Source organism: Streptosporangium sp. NPDC023963 (genome assembly GCF_040639135.1).
Lineage (GTDB): Bacteria > Actinomycetota > Actinomycetes > Streptosporangiales > Streptosporangiaceae > Streptosporangium.
The window spans coordinates 550,265-574,471 of sequence record NZ_JBEZZK010000002.1; the positions used below are offsets into that span (position 1 = coordinate 550,265).

Annotated in this window: 16 protein-coding genes; 9 read left to right on the forward strand and 7 right to left on the reverse strand. The window is 70.1% G+C overall.

From position 1 onward, the window contains the following. Nucleotides 1–146 precede the first annotated feature (146 nt). From AB0F88_RS08555 to AB0F88_RS08565, 3 genes are all read left to right on the forward strand, one after another. On the forward strand, nt 147–1,496 hold the full coding sequence (locus AB0F88_RS08555) for a DUF1996 domain-containing protein (protein ID WP_362679061.1): 1,350 nt from the start codon (nt 147–149) through the stop codon (nt 1,494–1,496). Nucleotides 1,497–1,743: 247 nt separating this feature from the next. After that, nucleotides 1,744–4,260 carry a glycoside hydrolase family 3 C-terminal domain-containing protein gene (locus tag AB0F88_RS08560; protein WP_362679064.1) on the forward strand — a complete coding sequence of 839 codons (2,517 nt, stop codon included), beginning with the start codon at nt 1,744–1,746 and terminating at the stop codon, nt 4,258–4,260. Between the two features lie 7 nt (nt 4,261–4,267). Beyond that, nucleotides 4,268–5,317 (forward strand): LacI family DNA-binding transcriptional regulator, encoded by a 1,050-nt coding sequence (locus tag AB0F88_RS08565; protein WP_362679067.1) that lies wholly within the window; start codon nt 4,268–4,270, stop codon nt 5,315–5,317. A gap of 104 nt (nt 5,318–5,421) precedes the next feature. Here the strand turns inward: AB0F88_RS08565 and AB0F88_RS08570 are convergent, their stop codons facing one another. Then, nucleotides 5,422–6,300, reverse strand: a complete 879-nt coding sequence (locus AB0F88_RS08570) for a DUF4231 domain-containing protein (RefSeq protein WP_362679070.1) — start codon at nt 6,298–6,300, stop codon at nt 5,422–5,424. A gap of 1 nt (nt 6,301) precedes the next feature. Further along, a complete protein-coding gene (locus AB0F88_RS08575) occupies nt 6,302–6,712 on the reverse strand; it encodes a hypothetical protein (RefSeq protein WP_362679073.1) in 411 nt (136 codons plus the stop codon). 894 nt (nt 6,713–7,606) lie between these two features. Between AB0F88_RS08575 and AB0F88_RS08580 the strand changes: the two genes are divergently transcribed. From AB0F88_RS08580 to fxsT, 4 genes are all read left to right on the forward strand, one after another. Next, the gene (locus AB0F88_RS08580) at nt 7,607–7,792 is read left to right on the forward strand and encodes a hypothetical protein (protein ID WP_362679076.1); all 186 of its coding nucleotides are present in this window, start codon (nt 7,607–7,609) and stop codon (nt 7,790–7,792) included. A 24-nt stretch (nt 7,793–7,816) separates the two neighbouring features. After that, nucleotides 7,817–10,171 carry an FxsB family cyclophane-forming radical SAM/SPASM peptide maturase gene (locus tag AB0F88_RS08585; RefSeq protein WP_362679079.1) on the forward strand — a complete coding sequence of 785 codons (2,355 nt, stop codon included), beginning with the start codon at nt 7,817–7,819 and terminating at the stop codon, nt 10,169–10,171. Between the two features lie 377 nt (nt 10,172–10,548). Further along, nucleotides 10,549–11,814 (forward strand): TIR-like protein FxsC, encoded by a 1,266-nt coding sequence (locus AB0F88_RS08590; RefSeq protein WP_362679082.1) that lies wholly within the window; start codon nt 10,549–10,551, stop codon nt 11,812–11,814. Beyond that, nucleotides 11,807–15,730, forward strand: coding sequence for an FxSxx-COOH system tetratricopeptide repeat protein (gene fxsT, locus AB0F88_RS08595; RefSeq protein ID WP_362679085.1), 3,924 nt, complete (start codon nt 11,807–11,809; stop codon nt 15,728–15,730). Before AB0F88_RS08590 ends, fxsT begins: the two co-directional genes overlap by 8 nt. Here the strand turns inward: fxsT and AB0F88_RS08600 are convergent, their stop codons facing one another. The 4 genes from AB0F88_RS08600 to AB0F88_RS08615 form a co-directional block, all read right to left on the reverse strand. Continuing rightward, a complete protein-coding gene (locus AB0F88_RS08600) occupies nt 15,731–16,654 on the reverse strand; it encodes an alpha/beta hydrolase (protein WP_362679089.1) in 924 nt (307 codons plus the stop codon). A gap of 172 nt (nt 16,655–16,826) precedes the next feature. Beyond that, on the reverse strand, nt 16,827–17,222 hold the full coding sequence (locus tag AB0F88_RS08605; RefSeq protein ID WP_362679092.1) for an STAS domain-containing protein: 396 nt from the start codon (nt 17,220–17,222) through the stop codon (nt 16,827–16,829). A 342-nt stretch (nt 17,223–17,564) separates the two neighbouring features. Next, nucleotides 17,565–17,933 carry an STAS domain-containing protein gene (locus AB0F88_RS08610; RefSeq protein ID WP_362679095.1) on the reverse strand — a complete coding sequence of 123 codons (369 nt, stop codon included), beginning with the start codon at nt 17,931–17,933 and terminating at the stop codon, nt 17,565–17,567. Nucleotides 17,934–17,989: 56 nt separating this feature from the next. Beyond that, a complete protein-coding gene (locus tag AB0F88_RS08615; RefSeq protein ID WP_362679098.1) occupies nt 17,990–19,459 on the reverse strand; it encodes an LCP family protein in 1,470 nt (489 codons plus the stop codon). Between the two features lie 93 nt (nt 19,460–19,552). Between AB0F88_RS08615 and AB0F88_RS08620 the strand changes: the two genes are divergently transcribed. Further along, nucleotides 19,553–20,584: an ExoA family glycosyltransferase gene (locus tag AB0F88_RS08620; RefSeq protein ID WP_362680593.1), complete on the forward strand. Its 1,032-nt coding sequence runs from the start codon at nt 19,553–19,555 to the stop codon at nt 20,582–20,584. 21 nt (nt 20,585–20,605) lie between these two features. Here AB0F88_RS08620 and AB0F88_RS08625 read toward each other — a convergent pair whose 3' ends face one another. Further along, entirely contained in the window at nt 20,606–22,102 is a 1,497-nt protein-coding gene (locus AB0F88_RS08625) for a bifunctional cytidylyltransferase/SDR family oxidoreductase (RefSeq protein ID WP_362679101.1), read from the reverse strand. A 155-nt stretch (nt 22,103–22,257) separates the two neighbouring features. Here AB0F88_RS08625 and AB0F88_RS08630 point away from each other — a divergent pair, with 155 nt between their 5' ends. Then, nucleotides 22,258–24,084 carry a CDP-alcohol phosphatidyltransferase family protein gene (locus AB0F88_RS08630; RefSeq protein WP_362679104.1) on the forward strand — a complete coding sequence of 609 codons (1,827 nt, stop codon included), beginning with the start codon at nt 22,258–22,260 and terminating at the stop codon, nt 24,082–24,084. Nucleotides 24,085–24,207: the final 123 nt, after the last annotated feature.

Below are 24,207 nucleotides of genomic sequence, written 5' to 3' on the forward strand. Positions count from 1 at the left end.
GCGCGTCCCTGTGTCGGTGACGTGAACGGCGGGTTTCGGATTGGTTGGCTGTCGTCTTGACAATTCGCAACAATGGGGATCAACCTCATAGGAGAGCGCTCTCCCTGTGCCGTTCCCAACGGCCACCCCCCACTGAAGGAGAGGCAATGCGCCCATCCCGAAGTCCAGTCAGGTTCCGCCTGGGACTGGTCGCCGCCACCCTCACCGCGCTGGTCGCGGCCGGTCTGGTGATCATCTCCCCCGCCGGTGCGGCGGACGGCCTGATCTCCCAGAGCCGGCCCGCGACCGCCTCCTCCTCGGAAGGGGGCGGTTACGGCGCCGGGGCCGCCTTCGACGGCGACAACGGGACCCGGTGGTCCAGCGCCGCCGCCGACCCGCAGTGGCTCCAGGTCGACCTGGGCGGCACCGCGACGATCTCCCAGGTCGTCCTCAACTGGGAGGGCGCGTACGGCAGGTCGTTCAAGATCCAGACGTCCGCCAACGGCTCCTCCTGGACCGACGTCTACTCCACCACCACCGGCACCGGCGGCACCCAGACCCTCAACGTCTCGGGCTCGGGCCGGTACGTGCGGATGCACGGCACCGCCCGGGGCACCGGCTACGGCTACTCGCTGTGGGAGTTCAAGGTGTACGGCACCGGCGGCTCCCCGGTCACCCCGAGGCCGAAGCCGACGTTCACCGACGAGGTGACGCACCACGAGTTCCAGGCCAACTGCTCCCCGACGGCGAACCGGCCCGACGACCCGATCATCTACCCCGGCCTGCCCGGCGCCTCGCACATGCACACCTTCGTCGGCAACAGGACGACCAACGCGAACAGCACGCAGTCGTCGCTCCTCGGCGGAGGCACCTCGTGCACCAACCCGCACGACAGGTCGGCCTACTGGTTCCCGAGCTTCTACAAGGGCAACGAGCTGATCGAGCCGACCGGCAACCAGGTCATCTACTACAAGTCCGGCATCCTCAACTACTGGGAGGTGCAGCCCTTTCCGCAGGGCCTGCGCTTCGTCGTCGGCAGCCCGACCGCGACGCTGGCCGAGTTCCGCGACTCCCCGGGCGCCGTCGAGGGCTTCGAGTGCGGCGACATCTCCAAGAGCTGGGACATCCCGACGTCCTGCGTGGCGGGCAGCCAGGTGAACGTCCGCTACCAGGCGCCGAGCTGCTGGGACGGCGTCAACCTCGACAGCGCCAACCACAAGAGCCACATGTCCTACCCCGTCAGCGGCTACTGCCCGCCCAGCCACCCGGTGGCGGTGCCGATGCTGGAGTTCAAGATCGCCTTCCCCGCCAGCGGTGACCTGTCGCAGGCGCGGCTGGCCAGCGGGCGCGGTTACACCTGGCACTACGACTTCTTCAACGCCTGGGACGACCCCGCCATCCTGGACGCCCTGGTGACCCACTGCATCAACGGTGGCCTCCAGTGCAACCCGCGCGGTTACGACCTGTACAAGCCGCACCGCGGCGCCGCCCTCACGGAGAACTTCGAGCTTCCCTGACCGCATGTGCCCGGCTCCGGCCTCGGGTGCCCCGGACTCCGGCACCCGCGGGCCGGGGCCGGGCACGTGCTTTTCCCGGCGAGGACCTTGCCGGCAGGGGCTCTCCCGGCAAGGGCTTCCTCGACAGGGCCTTTTTCGACAGAGCCTTCCCCCACGCGGGCCCCGGCGTGTCCGCTGCCGGACATTGACAGCGCGGGAGCGCCGTGACGTACTGGAGAGCGCTCTCCGACAGCGAAGGGAAACACACGTGGGCATCGACGAGCTCGACCGGCTGGTGGAGAAGCTGGACCTGGAACGCAAGGTGCGGCTGCTCACCGGGGCGACCGTGTGGTCCACTCACGCGGAGCCGGGCATCGGGCTGCGGGCCATGGTCACCTCCGACGGCCCGGTCGGCGTGCGCGGGGAGGGGTGGGACGAGCGGAGCACCTCCCTGACCCTGCCCTCCGCGACCGCGCTGGCCGCCACCTGGGACGACGACCTGGTGGAACTGCTGGGCGGGCTGCTCGCCGGCGAGGCGCGGCGCAAGGGCGTGGACGTCCTGCTCGCCCCGACGCTCAACCTGCACCGCTCGCCGCTCGGCGGGCGCCACTTCGAGTGCTACTCCGAGGACCCCCTGCTGACCGGCAGGATCGGCGCCGCCTGCGTCCGGGGCGTCCAGGCGGGCGGGGTGGCGGCCACCGCCAAGCACTACGTCGCCAACGACTCCGAGACCGAACGGCTCACCCTCGACGCCCGCGTCGACGAGCGGACCCTGCGCGAGCTGTACCTGGCGCCGTTCGAGGCCGCGGTGGAGGCAGGCGTCTGGGTCGTCATGTCCGCCTACAACGGGGTGAACGGGACCACGATGTCGGAGAGCCCTCTCCTGGCCGACCCGCTCAAGGGGGCGTGGGGGTTCGACGGGGTGGTCGTGTCGGACTGGGGCGGCGTCCGCTCCACCGGTCCCGCCGCCCGCGCCGCGCAGGACCTCGCGATGCCGGGTCCTGAGGGCACCTGGGGGGAGGCGCTGGTCGCCGCGGTGCGCGCGGGCGAGGTGCCGGAGGCCGCGATCGACGACAAGGTCCGGCGCCTGCTCCGGCTGGCCTCCCGGGTCGGCGCGCTGGACCTCGACGCCGATGCCGCCGACGCCCCGCCCGCCCTCCCCGGCCCCGCCGGGCGGGAGGACGGCGGCGAGCGGGGAGGATACGGGGCCGCCCGCACGCTGCTGCGCAGGGCCGTCGCCGCGAGCACCGTCCTCCTGCGCAACGAGGACTCGCTGCTTCCCCTCGACCCCTCGCGCCTGCGCAGGGTCGCCGTGCTCGGGCCGAACGCCGCCGCCGCCCGGATCCAGGGAGGCGGCAGCGCGGGCGTGTACCCCGTGTCCGTCGTGTCCCCCCTCGACGGCATCCGCGAGGCCCTGTCCGGTACGGCGGAGGTGCTCCACCGCCCCGGCCCGCACCTCGACGACCGGCCGACCCCGCTGGGCACGGACAACGCCCGCGACCCCCTGACCGGTGAGCCCGGCGTCCTGGTCCGGCTGCTGGACGGCGCCGGAGCCGAGATCCACGCCGAGCACCGGCTCACCGGCCGCGTCCTGGAGCCCGCGCGGATCGACACCGCCGCCACCGTCGAGATCCGCGCCCTGCTGCGTCCGGAGGCGGACGGGATGTGGGAGCTGGCCGTCGCCGGATGGGGCCACGTCCTGCTGGAGGCGGACGGTCACGTCCTGGTCGACGAGGAGGTGGAGCGTGACACCGACGACCCCGCCACCGTGCACCTGTCCCCGCCGTACCGGCGCGCCCGGTTCCCCGTGACGGCGGGCCGGGACGTGGAGCTGGTCTCCCGGCGGCGGCTCGACCCCGGCAGCGGGATCGCCTCGGTCCTGGCCGCCGACCCGCCCCGGCGCGCCGACGAGGTGGAGCTGGCCGCCGCGGTCGAGCTCGCCCGCACCTGCGACGCCGTGATCGTCGTGGTCGGCTCCACGGAGGAGATCGAGAACGAGGGCGCCGACCGTACGCACCTGGAGCTGCCGGGACGCCAGGACGAGCTGGTCCGGGCGGTGGCCGCGGCCAACCCGGCGACCGTCGTGGTCGTCAACTCCGGCGGCCCCATGATCCTGCCGTGGCGCGAGGAGGTGCCGGCCGTGCTCCTGAGCTGGTTCCCCGGGCAGGAGGCGGGGCACGGCCTCGCCGACGTGCTGTTCGGCCGGGCCGAACCCGGTGGCCGGCTGCCCACGACCTGGGCCGACAGGGCGCTCGTCTCCACCGTCCCGCAAAACGGGACGCTCGCCTACGCCGAGGGCCTCGACATCGGGTACCGCGCCTGGCTGCGGCAGCCCGAGCCGCCGGCGTACTGGTTCGGGCACGGCCTCGGATACACGTCCTGGTCATACGAGGACGTCTCCGTGCCCTGGGACGTCTCCCCGGAGAGCCCGCTGCCCGTCCGGGTACGGCTGCGCAACACCGGCGAGCGCGCCGGCCGCGAGGTCGTCCAGGTCTACCTGTCCCGGCCGGAGACGGGCGTGACCCGTCCCGCGCGCTGGCTGGCCGGCTACGCCCTCGCCGACGCGGGGCCGGGCGAGGTCGCCGAGGTCACGGTGGAGGTCCCGGCGCGGGCCTTCCGGCACTGGTCGGCCGAGCATCACGCCTGGCGGGCCGAGGAGGGCGTCTTCACGGTGCTCGCCGGACGCTCGGCCGCCGACCTGCCGCTGAGCGCCGCGGTGCTCCTCGGCACGGAGCCGCCGACCTCGGAAGAGCCCTCGGGAGAGCGCTCTCTCGCTGTGCTATAAAAGCCCTATGAGCGAAGGCCTGCCGCGAGTGTCGGCACCCCCGACCTTGGAGGATGTGGCGCGGGCGGCGGGAGTCTCCCGTGCCACGGTCTCGCGCGTGATCAACGGGATCCGCAATGTCGATCTCGCGATCCAGGAGAAGGTCAAGCAGGCGATCGCCCTCACCGGCTACGTTCCCAACCAGGCCGCGCGCTCCCTGGTCACCCGGCGTACGGGGACGATCGCCCTGATCGTCTCCGGTGCGGGCAGCAGCGAGGAGAGCCCGTTTCCCGGCCACGTCTTCGCCGATCCGTTCTTCGGGCGCGTGGCCGGGGGCGTCGTCGGTTTCCTGCGCCCGCTGGGCATCTATCCGATCCTGATGTTCGCCGACACCCCGGAGACCCGCGACCAGGTCATCGGCTACCTGCGCCGGGGCAACGTCGACGGGGCCATCCTGGTCTCCATCAGCGCCGAGGACACGTTGCCCAAGCTGCTCGCCGACGCCTCGCTGCCCGCGGTGCTCTTCGCCAGACCGGCCAGGCCGATCCCGATCAGCTACGTCGACGTCGGGCACCGGGCCGGGGGCAAGCTGGCCGCCGACCATCTCGTCGCCCGGGGCTGCCGCAGGCCGGCGACCATCTCCGGCCCGCTCGACGTCCCGGCCGGCCAGGACCGCCTGGCGGGCTTCCAGGAGGCGATGGCCGTGCACGGCCATCCCTACGTCCCCTGCGCCGAGGGCAACTTCACCCTCCACAGCGGCGAGGTGGCGATGGAACGGCTGCTCGCCGAGCATCCCGACATCGACGGCGTCTTCGCGGCCAACGACCTGATGGCCCAGGGCGCCCTGCTGGTGCTGCGCCAGCACGGGCGCAGCGTGCCCGGCGACGTGGCCATGGTGGGTTTCGACGACAGCAGCGCGGCGCTGGCCTGCCGCCCGCCGCTCACCACCGTCCGCCACCCCGTCGAGGACATGGCCGCCGAGATGGGACGGCTGTTGCTGACCCACATCGAGCATCCGGACCATCCGGTGACCTCGCGGATCTTCGAGCCGACGCTGGTGATCAGGGAGTCCGCCTGACCGGGGCGGCTTCCCGGGCGCACCTCGGGCGGGGTGCCTGACCGGGGCGGCTTCCCTGGCGCACCTCGGGCGGGGTGAGGGTGAGGACGGCCAGGACGCACCGGTCAGTTGTGGGAGCCCCACCACAGCATCTGCTCGCGGGAAAGGATCTTCTCCGTCTCCTCGACGAAGCGCGCCCACTCCTTCTCCGTCATGGGCCGGTCCAGCCTCGACGCGATGTCCCCGAGTTCCAGGGCGGTGACGGAGTAGGAACGGGCCAGATTCTGGTGTTGCCTGGTCTGCAGCCACGCGACCCCCGCGGCCGCGGCCGCGGCGATGATCCCGGGGAGATCCAGGTCGATGACCTGTCCCGCGTTCAGCACCGCGCCGACCAGGCCGAGGGCCTCCATCGCGGCCAGGGTCACCGACCAGCGCGCCGCCCGGTTGTCGTGGTGGATGGCTTTGGCGGTGTACCACGACCGCTGGTCGTAGATGCGGCCGATGGCGTAATGGCGCCTGCGCTCGTCCAGCGGCAGGGCTCGGACGGCGCGCATCACCTCGGTCACCTGGGCGGCACCGTCGTCGGGCGGAACCGGTGCGAACTCGTGGATGCCGTTCGTGATCTCCGAGTATCTGCGGTGCAGCAACCGATCCGTCTTCTCCTCGTCCTCGAGGAGACCGAAAGGCTCTCCGCCCACCAGGTAACGCCATGCGAGAGTCTTGGCGGACTCCGCGGTGCTCCTGGCCTCGTACCACTGACGGTCGGGGCGCATGGTGAGCAGGTAGACATCCGTCACGAGGGCCGTCGCCAGGGCCGTCGCGGACAGGACCGCCGCTATGTCCAGCCTCCCGCTGTTCAGGCTGAAGGAGCCGAAAGCGGCCGCCAGGACCAGCGAACCAAGGCGGAGGGCGGTGGCCTTCATCAGCCTTCGCTGCCCGACCACCGCGCCCCTGTCGGCGGCGCGGTAGAGCGCCGGCAGCTGGGACTCCGGGATCGCCCTCATCTCATGGGATGGGCTGGTTGTCACAGGAGACGCCCGCGCTCGCACGCGCCGCTCCTCGCGGCCACAGCACCCGTACGTCGATCATTCTGTCCTGTGCTTCCCTTACGACCTCGGCTGTCCCCCCAATCCCGTTTTCCGGACGCCCGTCCCATACGGCCACCATGAAATTCGCCCCTTCCAGTAGTTCCCTGTTCGCTTTCGCGTAGATCTCGGGTGAGGGAAAGGAGAACGGAAGCCGCCTGATCGTTCCGGCCCGGCCGAGCAGGCGTCCGTAGGACGCCCTGTACGGAGGGGCGAGCGTGAGATGGTGCTGCTCGGCGACGACGATCGCTTCGAGGAGTCCGCCCAGGTCGAGCACCACTTTGGCGAAGATCTGGTCCGCGCCCTCGGCGAGACAGGAGACGCCCACCATCTCGGGGGCGTAGGGCGTGAGAAATCGTCTGATCGCTTTTTCGACGAGCCTCGTCGTGGGCGGGGTGAGATCACGATGTCCCGTGATCACGATACGGGGGCGCATTTCCTGCGTGATTACCTCTCCTTTGGTGTTGTGTCATGTCGGTGCGGCCGGTGATTGCGAACAGTCCCTTTCCCTTTCTTGTGCATCTTCGATCTGGATCTGTCGCCCGTCAAGCAATCGAAGTAGGATCTGGTCTTCGGGGTGGATCGGTAGAATGTGAGCAGGCTTTCGGCCGGCTGTTACCGATTGAATCTGTTATACCGAAAAGATCCTTCCGCTCACGCCCATGATTTTTGTGCGCATGACAGGTGATTCTGCTTTTATTGCGGATGAACGCGGATATTCGTGTGAGAGATGAATGTCATCCGTTCGCCTGCGGAGGTTGGGGCGGGACGCGGCGGCTCTCGTCGGAAGTTGCAGATGTTTGACGACCGGATGTAAGGGGTCGAATCGGTCTGAGCCGGACAGGAGAGACGGACATAAGCCAACATACTTCTCTTATGGGGCAAATGGATCATCTAGCTTAAGTGCCGCCAAGTATGTCTAGAGCGTAATTTCCACTGCTATGGGCACTGGAGGCGCCATTCAATCCCTTGCCGGGGCAAATTGCTCTTCACCATGGCCGCCCGGGAGGTAAAAGTTTGGCCGATCCGCCAGGGAGATCTATCCAGACCGGCCTATATGTGTACCCTTGCGGGGTGGTCCTTTCCATGTGAGAGGCTAACCTCAGAGGTACGGTCCACTCTTTGATCGCGACATCGTGTACGCTGAGTTACAGCTCCATTACTAAGAATGGCCGCATCGTTTCGGTGGACATTCAAGCCCTGCGCTAATCAAATCCTAAAACGGATGGCCGACGTGAAGAACGATACCTTCGGGGACATCGAGTCGAGGCTCGAAACCGACATACCTGACTTGAATGGTTTTTCCCTTGCTCGCGTCGGCTCATGGGCCGAAGCGGGGCTCCTGAAGCGCGTTCTTCCAGAACCGTCGGGGCGGCAGGTCGACGTCGCCGCTTTCAACTCCTCCATCTGAACCGCCCTCCGACGACCAGCCGCCTTGAACTCGCCCGCCGCCCCGTTCCGCCAGTTCGTGCTCAAGGTCGCGAGCAGGTGCGATCTCGCGTGTGATCATTGCTACGTCTATGAGCACGCCGATCAGAGCTGGCGCGGCCGGCCCGTTGTGATGTCCGACGAGACGATCGCGTGGTCGGCGAGAAGGATCGCCGACCACGCGAGCCGTCACGGGCTTCCCAAGGTCCACGTGGTCCTGCACGGCGGCGAGCCACTGCTGGCGGGACGCGACAGGCTCGCCGGGATCGCCGACGAGATCCGGGGGGCGCTCGAAGGTGTCTGCGCGCTGGATCTGCGCATCCACACGAACGGTGTTCTGCTGGACGAGGCTTTCTGCGACCTCTTCGCCGAGCACGACATCAAGGTGGGTATCTCCCTCGACGGAGACCGGGCCGCCAACGACCGCCACAGGAAGTACGCCAACGGCCGCAGCAGCTACGACAAGGTGATCCGCGCGGTCGAGTTGCTCAGGCGCCACCACCCGGGCCTGTACGCCGGACTGCTGTGCACGGTCGACATCGCGAACGACCCCGTCGTGGTCTACGAGGCGCTGGCCGATCTCGAACCGCCTCACATCGACTTCCTGCTTCCCCACACCACGTGGGACCGGCCACCGTCGCCCGAGGGGGCCCACGGCGACTGGCTGATCAAGGTGTTCGACCGGTGGATGGCCGACGGAAGGCCGATGGCCGTACGGATCTTCGACTCCGCGCTCCGGATCCGTGGCAACGGAAGCAGCCTCACCGAGTCGCTCGGCCTGCAGCCGAACGACCTGGTCGTCATCGAGACCGACGGCTCGTACGAGCAGGTCGACTCCTTGAAGACGACCTACGACGGCGCCCCGGCCACGGGGCTGGGCGTCCGCGACCACTGCCTGGACGAGGTCGCCCGCCACCCGGGTTTCGGCGACAGGCAGGTCGGCCTGGCCGGCCTGTGCGACCGGTGCCGGGCGTGTCCGGTGGTCGAGACCTGCGGCGGGGGCCTTTACGCCCACCGTTACCGCACGGGGTCGGCCTTCGACAATCCCAGCGCCTACTGCGCCGATCTGCTACGCCTGATCACGCACGTCAACGACGCGATCACCGGCCTCGACCCCCACACGCTGCGGGCCGGAGACCTCGCCGCGCTCGCCACGGGTTACGGGGGGAGCGGTGCGATGCTCGCTCTGGAGACGGTCCAGCGAACCATGCGCCGTGCCCTCCTCGGCAAGATCGGCACCGTCGCGGCCTCGCCGGAGGCCTGGCGGCTGCTCACGTATGTCGACCGGAAGTCTCCCGAGGCGCTCAACGCCGTCCTGGCTCACCCTTACGTGCGGGTCTGGGCCGTCCAGCACATGAACGGCCGCGCCGACGACGCCCATCTTTCCGCGATCGCGGTGACCGCGGCTCTCCGCGCCGGGATGGAGACGTCCCTTCGCGTGCCCGTCCGTGACGGCGCGCTTCACCTGCCCGGTCTGGGCCGGTTGGACGTCGGCCTCACCGGCACGGCGACCGTCACGACGGGTGACGGCTGGTTCGCCGTCGACGCGGACGGGCACAGCCGGCGCGTGGACGTCGGCGCGCGGGAGGCGGTGCCGGGCTGGTCGCCGGTGCGCAGGCTGGTCGTCGGCGACCTGTCCGTCGCCCTGGACGACATCGACCCCTACCGTGACTGTCACCGGTGGCCCGCCGCGGACCGGCTGAGCGAGGCCGAGCTGGAGCGGTGGAGCGAGCTTCTCCACGACGCCTGGAAGCTGATCGTTCGTGATCACCCCGCTTACGCCCCGGCCATGGCCGCCGGGCTGACCACGATCATCCCGCTGGTTCCCCGTGACGACGGGAGGGACGTCAGTTCCACCGCGCGTGACGCCTTCGGCGCCGTCGCCGCGGCGGCGCCCTCCGACGCCGCGACCCTGGCGCTCCTGCTGATCCACGAGTTCCAGCACGTCAAGCTGGGCGCGGTGCTGGACATGCTCGACCTGTACGACGCCAAGGACGTTTCGCTCTACTACGCTCCCTGGCGCGACGACCCCCGGCCGCTGGAAGGGCTGTTGCAGGGCACGTACGCCCACATCGCCGTGACGGACTTCTGGCGGGTGCGGCGCACTCTCGACGGAGGGGCGGAGGCGGAAAGGGCCGCGATCCAGTTCGCCCACTGGCGGAGCCAGACGGCGCAGGCGTTGAAGACCCTGGACGGCTCCGGCGCGCTGACCGCGACGGGCAGGAAGTTCGTGAACGCGATGGCCGAGAGCGTCGGCCGCTGGCTCGAGGAGCCGGTCTCCCCCGAGGCGGAGTACGAGGCCCGGCGCAGGGCCGACGCCCATCGGGAGTCATGGGGCCGGAGCACGCCGCTCCCGGGGTGACCCGAGAACGGGCGTGGAGTGACGCGCCGCCGGTTCACGGTGGCGGCGTCAGGTCGTTCGTCCGGATGCCGCGAACCATCCGCCCGCATGTCTCCGTCGTTTACTTCGTTGTTCCGGTGTGCGAATATCGCCTTCACCCGTCCGACGGTGCCGTCGACGGGTCTTCCCCATCTCGTCCGGGTGATCATTGACGGGGCGGAACCCGTGCGCGCCGCGCTGTCCGCCGAGACGTTGTCGCTGTTTCGAGCGCTTCTTTTTGAACACGGGTGTGCATATAAAGTCTTATGTGTACTCTCCGCAATATGACGGTATTTGCCACTTCGGCATGTCACCCTATACTCGAGGCGTCAAGTGCCCGCCGGGAGGTGTGACTGCTCGTGTTAGATGATCCACGAGTCGGTCCCTACTTCTTTCTCAGTTACGCGCACACGCCGAAGCACGACTTAAGCGATCGCAGTGATCCCGATCAGTGGGTGCATAAGCTGTTCGACGATCTGTGCAGGCACGTGATGCAAATGAGCGAACTGTCGCACGGTGCCGTGGCGGGGTTCATAGATCGGAGTCTCAACCCGGGGAGTGTCTGGCCGGACCGGCTGGCTCAGGCCATCGCGACCTGCAGGGTCTTCGTCCCGCTGTACTCGAAGCGTTATTTCGAAAGCGAGCAGTGCGGCAGGGAGTGGGCGGCTTTCTCGCGACGGATCACGCGCCATGAGGAGCTCGGTCTCGGCAGGATCGAGGCGATCGTGCCCGCGGTCTGGGTGCCGGTCGGCATGGAGGATCTCCCCGAGGGAGTCAGCGACATCCAGCTGGGAAATCTGGACCCGACCTCGAAATCCTACGAGGAACACGGCTTCTACGGAATCATGAAGCTCCGGCGTTTCAACACGGTCTACGAGCGCGCCGTCTACGAGCTGGCCCGGCGGATCGTCGAAGCCGGAAAGAATTCCAAGCTCGCGCTGATGGAAGCGCCCGACTACCACTCCGTGGAGAGCGCCTTCGGGTATTACAAGGCCCATCGCCCCAACGGCCGGCGCATCCGTGTCACCGTTGTGTCTCCCGACGCTTCCAATCATCCCAAGGGGCGGAAGAAAGCGGCGACCCCGCTGGAATGGAACCCGTACGAGCCGGTTCTCAAGATACCGCTGGTCGAACACGCGCAGAACATCATCCGCTATCTCGGATACAGCCCCGAACCCGGTCTCCTTGCCGGGCCGTCGGACGCCGCGACGGACGCGTGCCCCTGTGTCCTGCTGCTCGACATCTGGGCCGCCGGCTCGGAGGGCCTGCTGCGGTCGCTGCGCCGGGTGGACGAGTCGGGCGAGCAGTGGGTCGCGGTGATACTGGTGCTGAACCGCGACGATCCGGAGACCGCCGAGGCGGAGGCGCGGCTGAGAGCGCTTCTGGGAGACAGCCTGCCGAGGAAGATGACCGCGGGCCGCGTCGCGCAGTCCGCGGTCACCGTCGTCTCCTCGCTCCCCGAGTTCAGCAGGGCCATGGCCGAGACCGCGCGTTCCACCGCCGCGCAGTACCTGCGGCACGCCCCGGCGCATCCCCCCGAGGGAGAACCCTCGATCGAGCGTCCGCGCCTGCAAGGTCCCCAGTCCTCGCCCGACGCCTATGACGCGGAGGCACCCCATGAGTGACGCCCCCGAGGGCCACATCATCACCTTCTACTCGTACAAGGGCGGTACCGGGCGCACCATGGCCCTCGCCAACACCGCCTGGATCCTCGCGGCCAACGGCAAGCGGGTGCTGGTCGTCGACTGGGACCTGGAGTCTCCGGGACTGCACAAGTTCTTCCGGCCCTTCCTCGACGGGGCGACGATCGGCGCGACGCCGGGCGTGATCGAGATGACCAACGAGTACGCCATGGCGGCCAGGAGCCAGAAGCCCCGGTCGGGCCCCTGGCATCTGGACTACGCGAAGGTGCTGCGGCACGCGGTCTCCCTGGAGTGGGAGGAGTTCCCGGGAGAGGGCGGCCTCGACTTCCTCTCCGCCGGCCGCCAGAACCGCGACTACGCCTCCCTGCTGTCGACGTTCGACTGGGACGACTTCTACGAGGAGCTCAAGGGCGGCACGTTCTTCGACGCCATGCGCGCCGACATGAAGCGCAACTACGACTACATCCTCATCGACAGCCGGACCGGCCTCAGCGATATGGCCGACATCTGCACCGTGCAGTTTCCCGACACCCTCGTGGTCTGTTTCACCCTCAGCGACCAGGGGATCGAGGGCGCCTCGGCGATCGCCCGCCACATCGACGAGCGCTACCACGAGCGAGGCATCCGGATCCTGCCGGTGCCGATGCGGATCGACGAGAGCGAGAAGGAGAGGCTGGAGGCCGGGCGGTCGTTCGCCCGCCGCCAGTTCGACCGCTTCCCCGCCTCCATGGACGCCGGGGAACTGCGCGCCTACTGGGGAGGGGTGGAGATCCCCTACAAGCCCTTCTACGGGTTCGAGGAGACGCTGGCGGCGTTCGGCGACGCCCCCGGGTCGCCCAACTCCCTCCTGGCCGCCTTCGAACGGCTCGTCGGAGTGATCACCAATGGGGAGATCCGGTCCCTGCCCCTCATGGAGGAGGAACTCCGGCTGCGCGTCAGGGACAAGTTCCTCCACAGGAAGACGCTCAACGTTCCGACGGTCGTCACGCTCAGCCACGTTCCGGAAGATCGTCTGTGGGCCGAGTGGATCGAGGCCACGCTCACCCGGGCGGGTTTCCGGGTCCGCAGGGGCGGCCTCACCCCGCCCGGTGACGTCCAGGGGTGGGAGACGAACCCCTACGCCTCCCGCGTCGTCGCGGTGCTCTCCGCCGCCTATCTCCGCTCGGCGGAGGCGCGGGCCGTCATCGAGACTCCCCGGGGGGCCGATCCGGTGGCTCCCGACTGGCTTGTCCCGGTCCGGGTGACGGACATACGGCTCGTCCCTCCCTTCAGTGACCGGAGCAGCGCCGACCTGATGAGGCTCGACGAACCCCAGGCCACGGAGGCCCTGCTCCGGGTGGTGGGCAGGCCGGCCCATTCGGCCGAGGGTTCGGACGACCCGGGGTCGGTCGGCCCGCGCTTCCCCGGCACACGTCCCCCGGTCTGGAACCTGCCCACCAGGAACGCGACGTTCACCGGCCGTAACGCCGTCCTGGACCGGCTCAGGGACCAGATCGTCGGAAGCAACAGGACGGTCGTCCTCCCTCAGGCCGTGTACGGCCTCGGCGGTGTCGGCAAGACCCAGGTGGCGCTGGAGTACGCCCACCGCTTCATGGCGGACTACGACGTCGTCTGGTGGATCCCGGCCGAGCACCTCGACCAGATCAACCCGGTGATGGCCGAGCTCGCGCCGCTTTTGAGGTTGCGTGTCGGCGACAACGTCGCCGAGGCGGCGCAGGCCGCCCGGGAGGCACTGCGCCAAGGAGATCCCTACGAGAACTGGCTCCTGATCTTCGACAACGCCGACAACCCCAAGGATCTCGAACGGTTCCTCCCCAGCGGCGCGGGACACGTCCTCATCACCTCGCGCAACACGGACTGGTCGCGCGTCGCCGAACCGCTGGCGGTCGACGTCTTCACCCGCCAGGAGAGCATCGAACACCTGCTGCGCAGGGCGCCGGGACTGGCCTCCGAGGACGCCGACAGGGTCGCGCGGGCACTCGGGGATCTCCCGCTCGCCATCGAGCAGGCCGGTGCCTGGCTGGAGCAGACGGGCATGCCCGCCGGGCAGTACGTCGAGCAACTCGAGGGGCGGCTGACCGAGGTGCTCGCCCTCGCCGAGCCGCAGAGCGACTACCCCATCCCGGTCATGGCGACCTGGAACCTGTCGTTCGACCGGCTCAGGGAGCGGTCACCCGCCTCGGTCCGGCTGCTCGAGTTGCTCGCGTTCTTCGCACCCGAACCGATCTCCCTCGACATGCTGTACTCCGACGCCATGGTCAACTGCCTGGCGCCGTTCGACGAGGCGGTGCGCGAGAAGCTCATGCTCGGCCCCGTCATCCTGCAGCTCGGCCGTTACGCGCTGGCCAAGGTCGACCAGGCGGACAACTCCATCCAGGTCCACCGGCTCATCCAGGCGGTGGTCCGCAGCCAGATGGACGCGGATCAGCTCGATCGCACCGTCCACGACGTGCACCGGGTCCTGGTGGCGGCCCGGCCGAGGGTCGGTGACACCGACGACCCGGAGAACTGGCCCCGTTACGAGGAGATCTGGCCGCACCTCGTACCCTCCGCCGCCGCGGGCTGCGACGAGGAGGAGACCCGGCGGCTGCTGATCGACCGCGTCCGCTACCTGTGGAAGCGCGGTGAGTTCGGCGCGAGTCTCCAGCTCGGCTCGCAGCTCGAGGAGCAGTGGAACGAGAAGCTGGGAAAGGGGGACAGGCAGACCGTCCATCTCCGGTTCCACCTGGCCAACACGCTGCGCTCCCAGGGGCGCTACGGCGAGGCGCGCACCGTCGACACCGAGGTCCTCACCCAGCAGCGCCGGGAGCTCGGCGACTACCACGTGTACACGCTGATGACGGCCGGTGGGCTCGCGGCCGACCTCCGGGCGCTGGGAGACTTCCAGCAGGCGCTGGAGATGGACGGCGAGACGTACGAGCGGCTCAAGGAGCTCTTCGGCATCGATCACCGCCGCACCCTGATGGCCGCCCACAACCTGGGCACCAGCCTCAGGCTGGCCGGTCACTTCGCGCGGGCGCGGGACCTCGACCAGGAGACGACGGACCGTCGCAAGGTGGTGCTCGGGGACACTCATCCCTACACCCTCTACTCGGCCGCCAGTCTCGCCCGCGACCTGCGTGAACTCGGGAACTTCCGCGACTGCCTGGAGATGATGAGGGTCACCCTGGAGCAGTACCGCCAGGTGCTGGGGGACGACTGGCTCGACACCCTCCGCACCGCCAACGGGCTCGCCACCGCCCTGCGCAGGGCCGGACGGGAGTCCGAGGCCCGCCGGCAGGCGGAGGAGACCGTCGCGCAGTATTCGGCGCGGTACGGCCCGACCATGCCCGACACCCTCGTCGCGAGCCTGGAGCTCGCCTCCTGCCTCGCCCTCACCCAGGAGGTGGACCGCGCCCGCGATCTCGCCGCCGACGCCATGGGCCACTTCTCGCGCGTGTACGGAGAGGATCACCCGTACACCCTGACCGCCGCCAACAACCTCGCGATCTACCTGCGGGAACTCGGTGCCCTCCGGGAGGCGAGGGATCTCGCGGAGCGGACGTTCGCCGTCTTCGCCGCGAGGATGGGCGCCACCCATCCCTCGACCCTGGTCAGTGCCATCGGCACGGCCGGCTGCCTGGCGGAGCTCGGTGACCTGCCCGCGGCGGAGGCGCTGGAGCGGCAGACCCTCGAAAGCCTGCGCGCCGTTCTGCACGCGGAGCATCCGGACGTCCTCGTCTGCGAGGCGAACCTGGCGATCACGCTGAACGCCGTGGGTCACACGGCCGAGGCCAGGCAGATGCGCGAGCGGGTGCTGAACGCGATGCGGCGCGCGCTGGGCGACGACCACCCCTACGTCGCGGACCTCGCGGCGTGGCGCCGGGTGAACCGCGATCTCGAACCGCAGTCCTGGTGATCAGATGATTCGCTCATGGTTGGCCAGCCAGGGGAGCATGTCGGGCAGCACGTTCAGGGCACCGAAGTGCGCGGCCTCCGGCTGGACGGTCATCCGGGCCGTGGGAATGCGCGAGGCCAGCCAGCGCGAGTGGTCGGCGGGGGAGAACCTGTCCTTCTCGCCGTGCCACACCAGGGTCGGGACGGTGATGTCGGCCGGATCGAAGCCCCAGGGGGAGCAGAAGGCGATCGCGTCGTCGATCCACCCGGCGGCGGTGTGGCGCAGGGCCTCCGCGTAGTTCTCCAGCAGCATCGCGCGGATACGGGGGTTGGCCACCACCCGCCGGTCGGCCTCCGGCAGTTCGTCGTACAGGCCGCTGATGAGGTGGGTCGGGTCGCTGCGGATGGCGTGCGCGGCCGGTGTCAGGATCTCGGTCAGGCGGTTGAGGCCCGCGAGGGCCGCCATGTACTCCACGATGTTCGACCGCGTCATGCCGCCGAACCAGTCCAGCCCCTCCGCCTCGGGCGGGGCGAGGCTCACCAGGGCCGCGACGCGGGTGACACGGTGCGGCAGGAGCGCGGCGCACGCCAGGGCGTGGGGTCCTCCTCCGGACCGGCCTATCACGGCGAACCGTTCGATCCCGAGGTGGTCGGCGATTCTCTCGACATCGCCCGCCACGGAGCCGACCGAGCGCCCCTGCAGCCGGGTGGAGCCGCCGTAGCCCGGGCGGTCGAAGGTGATCAGGCGTACGCCCAGCCGGTAGAGGACGGATCCGCGAGGGCGCGGGCCGACCCGGCTTCCCGGCGTGCCGTGCAACATGAAGATCGGGATGCCCTCGGGTTTTCCTCGCTCCTCGTACGTCAGTTGCCTGCCGTCGAACGCGAGCTGCCTGCTCTCTTCCCCTGCGAGCTTCGTGTTGTCGGTCGTTTTCACGGCCTTCGTCAAAGCTCGCCTCCGCTGGTCGAGATGCCCCTCTTCACCTTCCCCCGATATGGCATGACGGAAAAGTGCCATTTTCGCGACGGCGAGCCATACCTGGTCGCGTTTTTCATGCGCCGGACGGTCTCTCGGCCGCCGCTCGCCCTTCGGGGCGCGGGCCGGCCCTTCTGGTGTTCGTCTAGCGGTCGGCGAGGGGGCTGGTCGCCTGGACGTGCGAGGCGGCCTGTGAGCAGCCCGGTGGGGGGCCCATCGCCACCGTGCGGGAGATCACGGTGAAGGAGGCGTCGAGGTTGGTCAGTTTCAGGAGCTTCAGGACGACCGGTGGGGCTCCGGCCAGGAGCAGAGGCGTGTCGTGCTCGCGTGCGTACCGTTTGACGGCGATCAGCGCGCTCAGGCCGCAGGCGTCGATGAAGGTGACACCGGCCAGGTCGATGATGACCGTGCCGGGGCGGACGTCGATGACGTCCTGGGTGAAGGCCGACAGGTCCGGCCTGGTGGCGAGGTCGAGCTCGCCGGCCACCGTGATGACCACGAAGCCGTTCGCGTGCTCGCTCGTGAGTTGAAGTGCGTTCATCGCCCACTTCCCTGCAGGCTCACGTGAATGTACGTATCCGGCCAGGGGGTGTCGCTCTGACGCCTGGCCTCAGATCGTCGCCTCCCCGGTCGCGTCGTGCGGGCGCGGAGGGGGTGGACTATCTGAAGCCACGATACTCCCTAACGGTGCGAATCATCGCTTTCCGTGATCGTATAGCTTCGAAGCGAAGTGTAGATGCCAACCTGCATATGTGCCAGCTATTCGAGGAAACAGCTTTGTGACCTCGGCGGCACAGGGGTGTGGACGTGCGGGAAAACCGTTTCCCGAATGACGGGAGAGAGGCGTGAGCCGGCTGGGAAAGCCGGCCTGACCTGGGAGAGGTCAGCCCGAGGAGTGACTCGGGGCCATGGCGTCGAGCGCTTCGCGCAGGCTGTCCCGCGTCTCGAAGTGCCGGTCGAGATTGGTGATCGTCAACAGGTGGGTGATCATGCCGGGGCTCACCACCAGCATGAGGCGGCCGTGGGCCTCCTTGAGACGGGTGAGCGTGCCCACGATGACCCCCAGTCCCACCGAGTCGCAGAACGGCACTCCCGTCAGGTCCATCACCAGGTTCGGGGTGCCCGCCTCGTGCAGGGCACCGTCGATCTCCGCTCGCAACCGGGGAGCCACGGCCATGTCGAGCTCGCCCGTCGCCTGCACGACCACACAGGTGCCACTGCGCCATGTCCGAACATCGAATGTTGAGATCACGATCATCACCTCCGTGCCTTTTAGCTGCCCTGACGGAGGGTTGTTATGCACTTAGCTCACTTTTTGCAGATATTGTCCGTTGCCGTTCTGGCTGTCGGAGTCGCGGCGGGGGTGGCGCTCGGGGCGGGCGAGGCGGACGTCTCCTTCACGGTGACCTTCTTCGCCGGGGCGTGTTTCCGGCCGACGACCACCTCGATCTTGTCGCCCAGGCTCTCCAGCGGGCGGAGCTCCGCCCCGGGCAGCGCGGCGGCGACCGTGCGTGCCGAATCCTCGCGGCCGGGGCCGTACCGGATGACGGTCTTCTCGAAGTCCTTCTGCGGGGTGTTGCCCGGGGTCTCGGGCACCAGGAAGCCGACTCTCTGCAGGTCGGCCCTGGTCTGCGCGCCCAGGCCGGTGATCGTGGTGCCGTTGAGCACCCTGAGGGCGATCCGCGAGGGCGCGACGGTCAGCGCGGGAGCCGAGGGGGAGGCCGCCGGGGTGGGCGTGGACTTGCCGGGTTTGGCGGGCTTGACCAGCGTCTCGTCGGCGGCGATCCTGCGGAACAGCTCCTTGGCCGCCTCCTTGTCCCAGAGCACGGCGGACTCGCCGGTCGGCGTCTTGTAGTCGACGTCCGCGAGCGGGACCGTGGCGAAGGCGACGTCGTCGGTGGAGACGTCCTTGAGCTGGTCGGCCAGGCCGAGCAGGTCCCCGCGCAGCGCGTCGTCCACCCGGATCGTGTCGAGGGCGGTGTCGACGAACGAGGCGAGCCTGACCGGGTTGGTCAGCGTCTCCCCGCTGAGCGCCTGGTTCAGCAGCGCGGAGATCACCTGCTGCTGGCGGTCGATGCGGTCGAGGTCGGAGCGGGCGGTGGCGCGGGTACGGGCGTAGGAGAGGGCCTTGACGCCGTCGAAGGAGTAGGTGCCCGGCTGCAGGTCGAGCGCGGTCTTCGGGTCGTTGATCGGGACCGGGGTGCAGACCGAGATGCCGCCGAGGGCGTCGACCACCTCGATGAAGCCCAGCACGTTGACCTCGACGTAGTGGTGCAGGGTCAGGCCCGTGGCGGTCTGCACCGTGCGCGTCGCGAGTTTCGGGCCGCCGAGCTGGTAGGCGGCGTTGATCTTGTGCATGCCCTTGCCGGGGACCGTCGTCCAGGTGTCGCGGGGAAGGCTGACCACGGTGACCTTGCTGTGGTCCTCCGACACGTGGATCACCATCATGGTGTCGGTGCGCTCGCCGGTCTCGCGGCCCAGCTTGAGCTGGTTCTGCTGCTTTCGGGTGAGGTCGTCGCGCTTGTCGACGCCGACCACCAGGATGTTCATGGCGCCGGTGATCGACCGCGAGCCGGGGACCCCCGCGTCGACCGCCTCGATCTTCGTCGTGGCGTAATTGGTCAGCGCCCAGGTCACCCCGGAACTGCCCAGAACCAGGCACGAGAGCGCGCCGGCGATCACGAGACCGCGCCGCCTGGTGCGGGCACCCCTCGCCGACCTGCGATCACGCCTCGGGTTCACCCGAACGCTGCCGTAGGCGTCGCCGCCTACGTGCACACCCGAATCCTCCTCCGGGTCGCGCATGCATGGCCCCCTAGGCTCCAGCTGGGTCGATGAGGTACCCGTTCGTACAGTAGCGTGAGCGACGCCATGAAGCAGTTCCCCGACTCGCCCGCGCCGGCGTCGTCTTCCGAGACACGTGTCTGGCCCCCCATCTCCATCGTCATCCCGGTGCTGAACGAGGAGCGCCATCTGCGGGAGGCGGTGCGTCAGGTGCTCTCGCAGCGGTACGCGGGACCGATCGAGGTCGTTCTCGCGATCGGCCCCTCTCGCGACCGTACCCAGGAGGTCGCCGACGAAATCGCCGCCGACGACCCTCGCGTGGTCGTCGTGCCCAATCCGACCGGCCGCACCCCCAACGCGCTCAACGCCGCCATCGCCGCCTCCGGCAACGCGATCATCGCCAGGGTGGACGGCCACGCGATGCTCCCCGACGACTACCTCCAGGTCGCGGTGGAGACCCTTGAGGAGACCGGCGCCGACAACGTGGGCGGCGTCATGGCGGCCGAGGGCGTCACGCCGTTCGAGCAGGCGGTGGCCCGCGCGATGACGTCCAAGATCGGTGTCGGCGGCGCCCGGTTCCACACCGGCGGCACCGCCGGCCCGGCCGACACGGTCTACCTCGGCGTGTTCCGCCGCGCCGCGCTGGAGCGGGTCGGCGGCTACGACGAGCACTTCCAGCGGGCCCAGGACTGGGAGATGAACCACCGCATCCGCGAGACGGGCGGCCTGGTCTGGTTCCAGCCCCGGATGCGCGTCTCCTACCGGCCCAGGCCCGACCTCAAGGCGCTCGCCAAGCAGTACTTCCACTACGGCCGCTGGCGCAGGGTGGTCGCCCGCACCCACGAGGGCACGATCAACCTGCGCTACCTGGCGCCGCCCACGGCCGTGCTGGCCATCCTCGCGGGCCTGGTGGTCTCCCCGTTCTTCTGGCCGGGACTGCTGATCCCGGGCGGCTACCTGGCGGCGATCCTGGCCGGTTCCGCGGTCACCGGCAGCGGCCTGCCCGCCCCGGCGCTCGTCCGGCTGCCGCTGGTGTACGTCACCATGCACATGTCGTGGGGCTGGGGCTTCCTGACGAGCCCGAGAAGGCTCGGCAAGCCCGACCGCGAGGGCGGCTGACCCCGCCGGGGCGGATGGCGCTCAGGGGCGGGCGTCGACGACCTGGCCGGTGACGCCGGAGGCGAGCACGTCCAGCGAGGTGCGGGCGACGGCGTGCGGGGCGGGCGGGCCCGGCGGCGCCGTGGCTTCGGCCCGCCCGGGATCCACGCAGTTGACCCGCACCCCGTACCCGGCCCATTCCTCCGCGAGCGCCCGGGTCAGGCCGGCCACGGCGGCTCCCGCGAAGGAGCGCAGGCCGTCTCCCGTCGCGTCCCGGGCGCGGGAGGGGGCGTGGAACAGCAGCTGTCCCCGCGTCTCGCGGAGATGGGGGAGGGCCGCCCTGGCGACGGTGACGGGGCCCAGGTGGTTCAGGCTCACGGTCTCGGCGATCGCGGTGTCGTCCACCGCGTCGATCCTGCCCGGGGACGCGCCCGCCGCGCTGACCACGTAGTCGATCCCGCCCGTCTCCTTGACGACCCGGGCGAGCGCGTCGGCCACCGCCCGGAAGTCGTCGACGCGGACGCCGTCCGGCGTACCGGGAAGGCTCGGCGCATCGGGAAGGTCCGGCGTACCGGGAAGGTCATGCGTCTCGGAGGGGTCCGGTGTTCCCGAGGGGGGCGGTGACCCCGGGGAGCCCGCCGGCCGCGGGAGGCCCGGTGAGCCGAGGAGGGGGAACACGCGGGCGCCGTGGTGCCCGGCGAGTTCCGCCACCTCGGCGCCGGCGCCGCCGTCCGCGCCGAACACCACCACGGTCCTGCCCTCGAGCGCCTCGCGCAGGGCGGTGCCGGAACGGGCGGGGACGTCGCTCGCGGCGAGCCGGAGGAGCTTGTCGGCGATGAACAGGTCCACCGGGTGCGTGACCTTCATGTTCCGCTCGCTGCCCGGCACCACGTGGATCGGCACGTCGGGAAGGTAGCGCAGCACCACCCCGCAGTCGTCGGTGGGCGGCCGGTCGCCGAAGCCGGGGTCGGCGAAGGCGCGCTCGTACGCCTCGCGGATCACCGAGAGCCGGAAGCACTGCGGGGTCTGGACGCGGCGCAGGCCGGCCCGGTCGGGGACGTCGCTGACGATCTCCCCGTGCGGCCCCTGCGAGGTCACCACGATCGTGTCGGAGCTCGGGATCGCCACCTCGACCGCCGAGAAGGTCCTCAGCGCCTCGACGCAGTCGGCGATGATCCTGGGCTCCGCCAGGGGGCGTACGGCGTCGTGCAGCAGCACGAGGCACTCCTGCGCGCCCAGGGCCCGCAGCGCCCGCCAGGTGGTCTCCGGGCGGCTCGCGCCGCCCTCCAGGATCCTGCCGACCTTCGTGAAGCCGTTGCGCTCGACGATCCGCTCCACCTCGCCGGTGAAGCCGGGCGCCATCAGGACCATGATCTCGTCGATCTCCGGTGATCCCTCGAACAGGGCGAGGGTGTGTTCGAGGATCGTCCTGCCGGCGATCTCCAGCAGCTGCTTGGGGGTGTCGTGGCCGACGCGCCGGCCGACGCCGCCTGCCAGGACCACACCGACGGTTCGGGGACGCGGTTCACGTTCGGCCACGATCAGATTCCTTTGACAGTTCGGATATGGCGAGCGTAATGGGTGCGTACCCGATCGTCCGGCGTGCTCCCGTGCTATCCCGTCAAGATCTAGCTACGCTGAGTGCGCACTCCCCGATTCGTACGGTGATCCCGTCGGATACGAAGGAGCCCGGATTGCCTGACCCTCACGCCATCGCCCCGTCCGACGCCTCGCATGCGGTCGCGGTCGTGCTCGCCACCACCGAGACGTCCGGCCTCAGGTGCTCCGGCGGGACCCTGCTCGACAGGCTGACCGGCCAGCTCGCCTCCCTTCCCGTACGGGACGTGCACGTGGTGGCCCGTTCCAGCGACATCATCCACGCGCCCGGCGGTACCCACATGATCGGGACCGAGGGGTCGAGGGGGCTCGCCGACGACCTGCGCAGGATCGCGAAGGTGGCCCGCTCGTCCATCGGCCCGGTGCTGGTGGTCGCCGGCGACCTGGTGGCGCACACCGAGGCGCTGGCCATGCTCGTGGAGCACCCGGCCCGCGACACCGGCGCGCTGGTGGGCGAGGTGGACCAGGCGGGCCGGGTGGACCAGGCGGGCCGGGTGGGCGCTGCCCCGGGTCCGGCGCGCCCCCCGGTCAGGACCGACGGCAGGTCCGTGGTGGCCGCGGGCACCTCCTTCCACGAGGCCGCCGGCGAGACCAACGGCACCTTCAGAGGCGCCTTCCAGGTCGGCGTGTCCGACCTCGCGGGCTTCGCCGAGACCGCCGAGACGCTCGCCGAGCTGGCCGAGACGGGCGCCTTCGGCCCGATGGACGGCGGCGAGGCCCCCGGCCTGCTCCTGGTCGGCCTGGTCCGCTCCGGCGTCCAGGTGCGCGCGGCCAGGCTCGGCCGCCTGCACGCCGACCGGATGGCCGGGCAGGCGGACGCCGACACGGCCGTGTCCCGGCTGGCCGAGGTCGACGAGGGCGAGGCCCGGCTGGACGCCGCGGTCAAGACCGGCGACGGCTTCTTCGCCACGTACGGGGTGAGCTCCTGGTCCAGGCACCTCGTGAAGGCGGTCGCCGGGCTCGGCCTGACGCCGAACGCGGTCACCGGCATCTCTGTAGGCTTCGCCGCGCTCGCCGCGATCTGGTTCTCCGTGGGCACCCGGCCAGGCCTGATCGCCGGGGCGGTCCTGCTCTACCTGTCGTTCGTGCTCGACTGCGTCGACGGCCAGCTCGCCCGCTACACCCGGACCTTCTCGCCGCTCGGGGCGTGGCTGGACGCCACCTTCGACCGCGTCAAGGAGTACGCCGTCTACCTGGGCCTCGCCATCGGGTACGCGGCCGGTCTGGACGTCGCGGGCGGCGGCCCGGACGGCATCTGGGCGCTGGCGGTGTCCGCGATGATCCTGCAGATGCTCCGCCACACGATCGACTTCTCGTACTCGGGGGCGCGCGCCGACGCGAGCCGGGTGGGCGCGGCCTGGGCCGGGAAGGCGGGTTCGCCGGCCGACCCGGCCGGTGACGCGAGGCGGTCGGTGGCGCCGTACCTGCCGGAGCGGCGGGCCGCGTTCGCGGGGGCCGACGCGGGGCGGACACCGAGCGCGGGCGAGAGCGGGGAAGACGGGGCCGGCGCACCGGCCGCCGGCGCCGGAGGCGAGCGGGCGGGGCCCGGGGACGAGCGGGCGGCGGGGCCCGGGGACGAGCGGGCGGCGGGGCCCGGGGACGAGCGGGCGGCGGGTCCCGGAGGCGGGCGGGCGGACTCTCTGGGCAGGGCGGCCGCCGGGGACGGTGCCGGGCCCGGGGCGGGCAACGCGGTCGTGCGGCTCTCGCGGGCCATGGAGAAGGCGTCGCTCACCCGCTGGTTCAAGAAGATCATCGTGTTGCCCATCGGGGAGCGGATGGCCCTGATCGCGGTGACCGCCGCCCTCTTCAACGCCCGGGTGACCTTCATCGCGCTGCTGGCCTGGGGCGGGATCGCCGCCCTCTACATCCTCTTCGGCCGGATGGGCAGGTCGCTCAGCCGATGACCCGGGGCGACAGGATCCATGGCCGGCACGACGAACGGCCCGGGGCGGTGGGAGCCGTGACCGGCACGACGAACGGCCCGGGGCGGCGGGGTCCGCGACCGGCGGGACGGATCTTCCGCCAGG

Excerpts from the sequence above, each read along its gene's own strand:
- AB0F88_RS08605 (WP_362679092.1), bottom strand. The coding sequence starts at position 17,222 with ATGAACGCACTTCAACTCACGAGCGAGCACGCGAACGGCTTCGTGGTC.
- AB0F88_RS08575 (WP_362679073.1), bottom strand. The coding sequence starts at position 6,712 with ATGGTGGGCGTCTCCTGTCTCGCCGAGGGCGCGGACCAGATCTTCGCC.
- AB0F88_RS08580 (WP_362679076.1), top strand. The coding sequence starts at position 7,607 with ATGGCCGACGTGAAGAACGATACCTTCGGGGACATCGAGTCGAGGCTC.
- AB0F88_RS08565 (WP_362679067.1), top strand. The coding sequence starts at position 4,268 with ATGAGCGAAGGCCTGCCGCGAGTGTCGGCACCCCCGACCTTGGAGGAT.
- AB0F88_RS08555 (WP_362679061.1), top strand. The coding sequence starts at position 147 with ATGCGCCCATCCCGAAGTCCAGTCAGGTTCCGCCTGGGACTGGTCGCC.
- AB0F88_RS08570 (WP_362679070.1), bottom strand. The coding sequence starts at position 6,300 with ATGAGGGCGATCCCGGAGTCCCAGCTGCCGGCGCTCTACCGCGCCGCC.
- AB0F88_RS08620 (WP_362680593.1), top strand. The coding sequence starts at position 19,553 with ATGAAGCAGTTCCCCGACTCGCCCGCGCCGGCGTCGTCTTCCGAGACA.
- fxsT (WP_362679085.1), top strand. The coding sequence starts at position 11,807 with ATGAGTGACGCCCCCGAGGGCCACATCATCACCTTCTACTCGTACAAG.